The organism is Tardiphaga sp. (assembly GCF_025356345.1).
GTDB lineage: Bacteria > Pseudomonadota > Alphaproteobacteria > Rhizobiales > Xanthobacteraceae > Tardiphaga.
Genome location: NZ_JANXTC010000315.1, coordinates 23,263 through 29,918, shown reverse-complemented (window position 1 = coordinate 29,918; position 6,656 = coordinate 23,263). Strand labels below are relative to the sequence as shown.

Below are 6,656 nucleotides of genomic sequence, written 5' to 3'. Positions count from 1 at the left end.
GTTGGCGTTGATGGCCCGCATCTGATTGACCGCGGACAATCCGATCACGGTCAAGACAATCAACAGGAACGAGACCACGATCGTGATCTTGGCACGGATGGACAGGCTGGCTAGCATGATGAAACGTCCCTTCTAGTGACGGTCGGTAGTAGATTGACGCGGGGGGCTCCGCGCGCGGGAACCTGATCCAGCGAGTCTGTTCATCTTCCGACCCGTGCTGCTCAGCCGTTCACCACGCCAATGTCGGCGTGGTGAACGGCTTCCAGGATACGATTGATATGAAATGGATCAGACTCTAGGCGGCACGTACCGCGCTAAGGAATTTTCCGACTTCTACTTTGAGCCGGTTGCCATCACTCGATAATGATTGCGCGGCGGAAAACACCTGGGACGACGCTGAACCGGTCTCGGAGGCGCCGCGCTGCACGTCGGTGATGTTGGACGAAACCTGCATCGTGCCCTGCGCGGCCTGCTGCACGTTACGCGAGATCTCCTGGGTCGCGGCGCCCTGCTCCTCCACCGCCGAAGCGATGGTCGATGCGATCTCTGACATCCGGCCAATGGTGTCGCCGATCTCCTTGATCGCCCCGACGGATTCCCTTGTTGCCGCCTGGATGCCGGATATCTGCGTACTGATCTCGCCGGTCGCCCTGGCGGTCTGCTCGGCTAGCGCCTTCACTTCGGAGGCCACGACCGCGAAGCCGCGGCCGGCTTCGCCGGCGCGCGCCGCCTCGATGGTCGCATTGAGCGCGAGCAGGTTGGTTTGGCCGGCAATGGTGGTGATCAGTTCGACCACGTCGCCGATGCGCTGCGCCGCACGGGCCAGTTCACCGACGCGATCATTGGTTCTCCGCGCCTGTTCCACAGCATCGCCGGCCATGCGCGCGGCGTCCTGCACCTGTCGGCTGATTTCATTGACCGTCGATGCCATTTGCTCGGTGGCGGAAGCAACCGACTGAACATTGGTGGAAGCTTCCTCGGAGGCCGCGGCCACCATCGATGTCAATTCCTGCGAGCGTTCCGCGGTCGAGGTCAGCGTGCTCGCGGAGGCTTCCAGTTCGGTCGAGGCCGACGACACCGCCTCGACGATCTGCCCGACGGCCCCCTCGAAATCATTGGCCATCTGGATCATCTCCTGCTTGCGCTGCCGCGCCGTGGCCTGCTCCTGAGTGGCTTTTACATCGGCCTCGTCGCGCGCCGTCTGCTCGGCATTGGCGCGGATCACGGTGATGGTCCTGGCCATGTCGCCCACCTCGTCGCCGCGGCTGGCGCCGGGAATTTCGACGTCGGGTTCGCCAGCGGCCATCTGGCCCATGGCGCCGTTGAGCCGGGTCATCGGACGGGCCACGCCGAGGAAGGCGAAAACCACCGAGCCGATTAGCGCAAGAACCACCGCCACCGACAGGCCGAGATTGATCCGGCCCGCCTGCAACAGCTCGCGGGCCGCGTCGACCCTGGCGAGCTCGATGCCCTTTTCCAGCACGGAGACCGCTTCACGAATGATCCCGTTGGCCTCGGCGGTGATGACGCCGGTGCGGGTCTTGACGATGTTCGCCTTGGTCTCCTCTGCCCTGACGGACCCGTCGGCAGCGGCCACGTAGCGCGTCACGTCGAGCGCCAGCGCGTCGATGGCGTCATGAGCCGCCTTCGAGCGAAGCAGTCCCTGAGCTTCGCCAAGCGCATCACCAGCCATTGCCGCATGCAGGGTGATGTCTTCCTTGAGCTTTGCTTCGTCGGTCGCCGCAAATCGCCAGGTGGCCGCCCGCACCGCGACCAGCGCGCCGTCCGCGGCCAGCAACTGCTTTTCGACCTCGATGTGACTCGCCGAGCCCAGCACGGCGTCCGATGTCATCAATGCCTTGAACTTGTCGCTCCAGTCGGCGGAAATCATGTTGCGGGTTTCGGTGAGCCCGATCACCGTGGCCTGGAGCTTGCTGAGTTCGTTGGTGGCAACGCGGTACTCCGCGACCAGAATCTTGAGCTTGCCGAGGCGCTCCCTGTTCTCCGGCTTGACCGCTATCGCAAGACCCTGGTCCATATGGTTGTTGATCGTCACGATCGCTTCTTCAAAAGCAGCCATGAAGCGGTTCAGTTCCGCGACGCTCCTGGCCAGTTGGGCGCCGCGGTTGGTCAGTTGCAGGTTGCGCAATTCCGACTCGACCTTGATCACGCTGGTACCGACCCGATGCTGCACATCGGCGCGGTGACTGGCTTCCTCAACCGCGGTTTCGCTGATGATCTGATTGGTGGTCATCGTCAGTGACAGCAGAATGCCAACGGCGCTGGCAATGCCGAGCTTGTTGCCGATGCGATTGATCTTGATCATATCCGCATACCTTTGAATGCCGTGACAGTCCGCAATGTGAGTACGACCCGCGATGATCAGCGCCGACCCGCGCCATGTGATCGCCATGCGACCGCCAGGGGAATTTCGACACCACCAATCAGGGCGGCAAGCCAGAGCGAAAATGCCGTATCGCCGTGACAGCCCCGTTAAATTGCATCCACGTAGGGTTACGGAACCAGGCCCGCACGGCGCTACACCGCGGTATGAGAGGACAGGTGGCGACGTAACGAGATACCAAACGGCCCGCGCGCAGGCATCAGCGCATCAGCGCGAGCGCATCCGCGAAAAAATCGACTCCGCCAAAATTACCGGACTTCAGCGCCAGCAGCATTGGCGCCGGGGCGCCGACGGCGCGTAGTACCGGCACGCCGGCTGCGATTTCGGCGCCGACCAGGAAGCCAGGAATTCCGAGCCGGTCGACCACCGCGCCCGACGTCTCGCCGCCGGCGACCACCAGACGGCGGACGCCAGCCTGCACCAGTGCTTCCGCCAGATCGGCCATCGCCTGCTCGATCGCATGACCGGCCGCGTCGCGGCCATGCCGCGCCTGCACCGCCGCGACCTGATCCGGGGTCGAACTGGAGGCGATCAGGATCGGGCCCTTGCCGAGGCGGTCCATTGCCCAGGCCAGCGCCGGCCCGACGCCCTCGCCGGCCAGCAGGCGTTCGGGATCCAGACGCAGCACCGGCATCGTCTGCTCGGCGTGCGCGATCTGCCGCAGCGTCGCCTGCGAGCAACTGCCGGCCAGGCAGGCCGCGGCGCCGCCGACGGCCATTGCCGAAAGTTCGGTGGTGGCCACCGCCTTCACCCGGCCCGACGCGACCAGCGCGCGAGCCAGCCCAAGGCCCAGCCCGGACGCGCCGACCGACACGCGATGCTCCAGCGCCACGGCGCCGATCGTCTCGAGATCGCGGGCGAACACGGCGTCCGCGATCGCCGCTCCAAAACCGTGCGTGATCAGATCGGCCAGATGCGCACGAACCGCATCCGGCCCGCGCGCGACAGTGGCGAGATCGAGCAGGCCAACGGTCTTCGCGCTCTGCCGCGCCAATACCCGGACGAGATTGGAATCATGCATCGGGTTGAGCGGATGATCCTTCAGCGGGCTCTCGCTCAGCGGCACCGACCCGACGAACAGGTTGCCCTGGTAGACGGTGCGGCCGGTCTCCGGAAATGCCGGCGTCACCAGCACGATCGCCTCATCGGCGTCGGCACGCAGCGCATCCATGACCGGACCGATATTGCCCCGGTCGGTGGAATCGAAGGTCGAGCAGATCTTGAACAGCACATGCGACGCGCCGCGGCCGCGAATCCATTTTTCCGCCGCGCGCGACCGCTCGACCGCCAGCCCTGGCTCGATCGAGCGGCTCTTCAGCGATACCACGACCGCATCGACCTCGGGCAGTTCGAGATCGTCGGCGGGAATGCCGATGGTCTGCACCGTGCGCAGCCCGCAACGCGTCAGCGTGTTGGCGAGGTCGGAGGCCCCGGTGTAATCGTCGGCGATACAGCCCAGCGCCAGCGTCATACCTCGACTCCGGCGTAAGGCTTGAACCAGCCGAGACCGGCGACGGTATCGCCCGCCGGGCGATATTCGCAGCCGACAAAATGCTCGTAACCGAGCCGGTCCAGTTCCGCGAACAAGAACGGATAGTTCAGCTCCTCGCCGGGTTCGTTGCGCGACGGCACGCTGGCGATCTGGATATGGCCGATATGCGGCAGCATCTCGCGCAGCCGCATGGTGACGTCGCCATGCAGGATCTGGCAGTGATAGATGTCGAACTGCAGCCCGACATTGGGAATTTTCATGTCGACGATCAGGTCGCGCGCAAACATGAAATCGTTGAGAAAATAGCCGGGCACATCGCGCGGATTGATCGGCTCGAGCACCACATCGATACCGTGCTCGCCGAGAAAATCGGCGGTCCACTCCACCGACTTGCGAAACGCCGCCACCGCCTTCGGATCCTTGCGGTCGGCGATCCCGGCCATCAGATGCAGGCGGCGAACGCCGGTGGCCTTGGCATAGGGCAGCGCGGTGTGGATGCTTTGCCGCAACTCGTCGAACTTGTCCGGCCGTGCCGCAAAGCCCTTCTCGCCGGCATCCCAGTCGCCCGGCGGCAGGTTGAACAGCGCCTGCGTCAGCCCGTTGCGCCGCAGCCGTTCGGCGATGGCTTCCGGCGGATGCTCGTAGGGAAACAGGAATTCGACCGCGCTGAAGCCGGCCTTGGCCGCGGCATCAAAGCGATCGAGGAACGGATGCTCGGTAAACATCATCGAGAGATTGGCGGCGAAACGGGGCATTACAGAAGCTTCCTTGTGCGGTTTTTACGCGGATCCCTCACCCCGTCATTGCGAGGAGCATTTGCGACGAAGCAATCCAGTTCTTGCTTATGGCTTTCCGCATCGTTGCGTCGCTTCGCCGAGGGGAAAGTCAATTGGCTTTCCCTGACCTCGCAATGACGGCCATTGCCTATGAGTCGCCCGGCAACTTCGTCCCGGTAACCCTGGCATACATCCGCGCGACCGAGGCGTCGTCGTCGCGGCCCATGCCGGACGCCGACGTCATCAAGAACATCTGCAGCGCCGCCGCCGACACCGGCACCGGGAATTTCGCCGTGCGCGCCATGTCCTGGATGATGCCAAGATCCTTGACGAAGATATCGACCGCGCTGCGCGGCGTGTAGTCGCCGTCGAGCACATGCGGCACCCGGTTCTCGAACATCCAGGAATTGCCGGCCGAGGCCGTGATCACCTCATAGACCTTGCGGATATCGAGGCCCTGCTTGGCCGCGAACGCGATCGCCTCCGACGCCGCGGCGATGTGCACGCCGGCGAGCAGCTGGTTGATCATCTTGAAGGCGGCGCCCTGCCCGGCCTCGTCGCCGAGTTCGTAGAGTTTGGCGGCCATCGCGTCGAGCGCCGGCCGCGCCCTGGCGAACGCCGCCTGGCTGCCGGACGCCAGGATGGTGAGCTCGCCTTCCGCCGCGCGCTGCGCGCCGCCGGAAATCGGGGCGTCCAGATAATGCCGCCCGCTGGCTTCGAGCTGCTTCGCCAGCCGTCGCGCCACATCCGGATCCATCGTCGCGGAGGAAACGAACACGGCGTCCCTGGCCAGGGTCTCGGCGACCCCGCCGGCGCCGAACAGGATGGCCTCGGTCTGGGCCGCATTGACGACGACGCTGATGACGATGTCGGCCTGCTGCGCGGCCGCGGCCGGGGTGGCGGCGCCCTGCCCGCCTTCGCCGACGAAGCGCTGCACGGCGTCGGCCGAGACGTCGCAGCCGGTCACGGTAAATCCGGCGCGGCGCAGCGATGTCGCCATGCCATAGCCCATCGAGCCCAGCCCGATGACGGTGACGCGCGGTTTCTCATTGGCTGGCATGCGGGCTTCCCTGGCGTCCTCGTGGCCGGCTTGCTGCTCGACCTTGACCCTCGGTATCACGGCTTGGCCATGATGCCAAAGCGTGGGACAAGGCGCCACGGGGAACGCCATGAACGAGACCAGATTGCGCGACGACATCTGCCGGCTCGGCCGCTCGCTGTTCGAGCGCGGGCTGACGCCGGGCTCGTCCGGCAATATCAGCGTGCGTTGCGAGGATGGCGGCTGGCTGGTGACGCCGACCAACGCCTCGCTGGGCTCGCTCGACCCGGCCAAACTGTCGCGTCTGTCCGCCGACGGCCGACTGCTGGCGGGGGATCCGCCGACCAAGGAAGTGCCGCTGCACAGCGCACTGTACGAAACCCGCGCCACGTCGCGGGCGGTGGTGCATCTGCACTCGACGCATTCGGTGGCGCTGTCGATGCTGCCGGAGATCGATCCCCGCGCCGCGCTGCCGCCGATGACGCCGTATTATCTGATGAAATGCGGCGCTACCGCTCTGGTGCCGTATTATCGGCCCGGCGACCCCGCCGTCGCCGACGCCATCAAGGGGCTGGCGGGGAAGTATTCCTCGGTGCTGCTGGCCAATCACGGCCCGGTGGTCGCCGGCGACTCGCTGGAAGCGGCGGTGTACGCGGTCGAGGAACTGGAAGAGACGGCCAAACTCTATCTGCTGCTGCGCGGCCTGAACCCGCGGTTCCTGTCGCCGGCGCAGGTCAAGGATCTGTCGGACACATTCGGCCTGGGATTGCCGGTTGCGCCGCACGGACACGATTAGAATTTGGGGAAAGGCCTCTCAGCCGTCATTGCGAGGAGCCCTTGCGACGAAGCAATCCAGTCTTCGCTTGCCGCTTTCTGGATTGCCGCGTCGCTTCGCTCCTCGCAATGACGGCTGAGGGGCGGTGGATCGCATTTGGTCTGGGAGTG

5 protein-coding genes are annotated in these 6,656 nt (G+C 65.3%); 1 reads left to right on the top strand and 4 read right to left on the bottom strand.

Going from position 1 to position 6,656, the window contains the following annotated elements:
- Window positions 1-295: 295 nt before the first annotated feature.
- From Q0S16_RS19260 to ltnD, 4 genes are all read right to left on the bottom strand, one after another.
- Entirely contained in the window at window positions 296-2,326 is a 2,031-nt protein-coding gene (locus Q0S16_RS19260) for a methyl-accepting chemotaxis protein (RefSeq protein WP_295851612.1), read from the bottom strand.
- A gap of 277 nt (window positions 2,327-2,603) precedes the next feature.
- Entirely contained in the window at window positions 2,604-3,875 is a 1,272-nt protein-coding gene (gene otnK / locus Q0S16_RS19255; RefSeq protein WP_295851609.1) for a 3-oxo-tetronate kinase, read from the bottom strand.
- Complete coding sequence (gene otnI, locus Q0S16_RS19250; protein ID WP_295851606.1) at window positions 3,872-4,651, bottom strand: 2-oxo-tetronate isomerase; 780 nt, start codon at window positions 4,649-4,651, stop codon at window positions 3,872-3,874. Before otnI ends, otnK begins: the two co-directional genes overlap by 4 nt.
- Before the next feature lie 169 nt (window positions 4,652-4,820).
- Complete coding sequence (ltnD, locus tag Q0S16_RS19245; protein WP_295851614.1) at window positions 4,821-5,732, bottom strand: L-threonate dehydrogenase; 912 nt, start codon at window positions 5,730-5,732, stop codon at window positions 4,821-4,823.
- A 109-nt stretch (window positions 5,733-5,841) separates the two neighbouring features.
- Here ltnD and Q0S16_RS19240 point away from each other — a divergent pair, with 109 nt between their 5' ends.
- The gene (locus Q0S16_RS19240; protein ID WP_295851604.1) at window positions 5,842-6,507 is read left to right on the top strand and encodes an aldolase; all 666 of its coding nucleotides are present in this window, start codon (window positions 5,842-5,844) and stop codon (window positions 6,505-6,507) included.
- The last annotated feature ends 149 nt before the right edge of the window (window positions 6,508-6,656 follow it).

Excerpts from the sequence above, each read along its gene's own strand:
- Q0S16_RS19260 (WP_295851612.1), bottom strand. The coding sequence starts at position 2,326 with ATGATCAAGATCAATCGCATCGGCAACAAGCTCGGCATTGCCAGCGCC.
- otnK (WP_295851609.1), bottom strand. The coding sequence starts at position 3,875 with ATGACGCTGGCGCTGGGCTGTATCGCCGACGATTACACCGGGGCCTCC.
- otnI (WP_295851606.1), bottom strand. The coding sequence starts at position 4,651 with ATGCCCCGTTTCGCCGCCAATCTCTCGATGATGTTTACCGAGCATCCG.
- ltnD (WP_295851614.1), bottom strand. The coding sequence starts at position 5,732 with ATGCCAGCCAATGAGAAACCGCGCGTCACCGTCATCGGGCTGGGCTCG.
- Q0S16_RS19240 (WP_295851604.1), top strand. The coding sequence starts at position 5,842 with ATGAACGAGACCAGATTGCGCGACGACATCTGCCGGCTCGGCCGCTCG.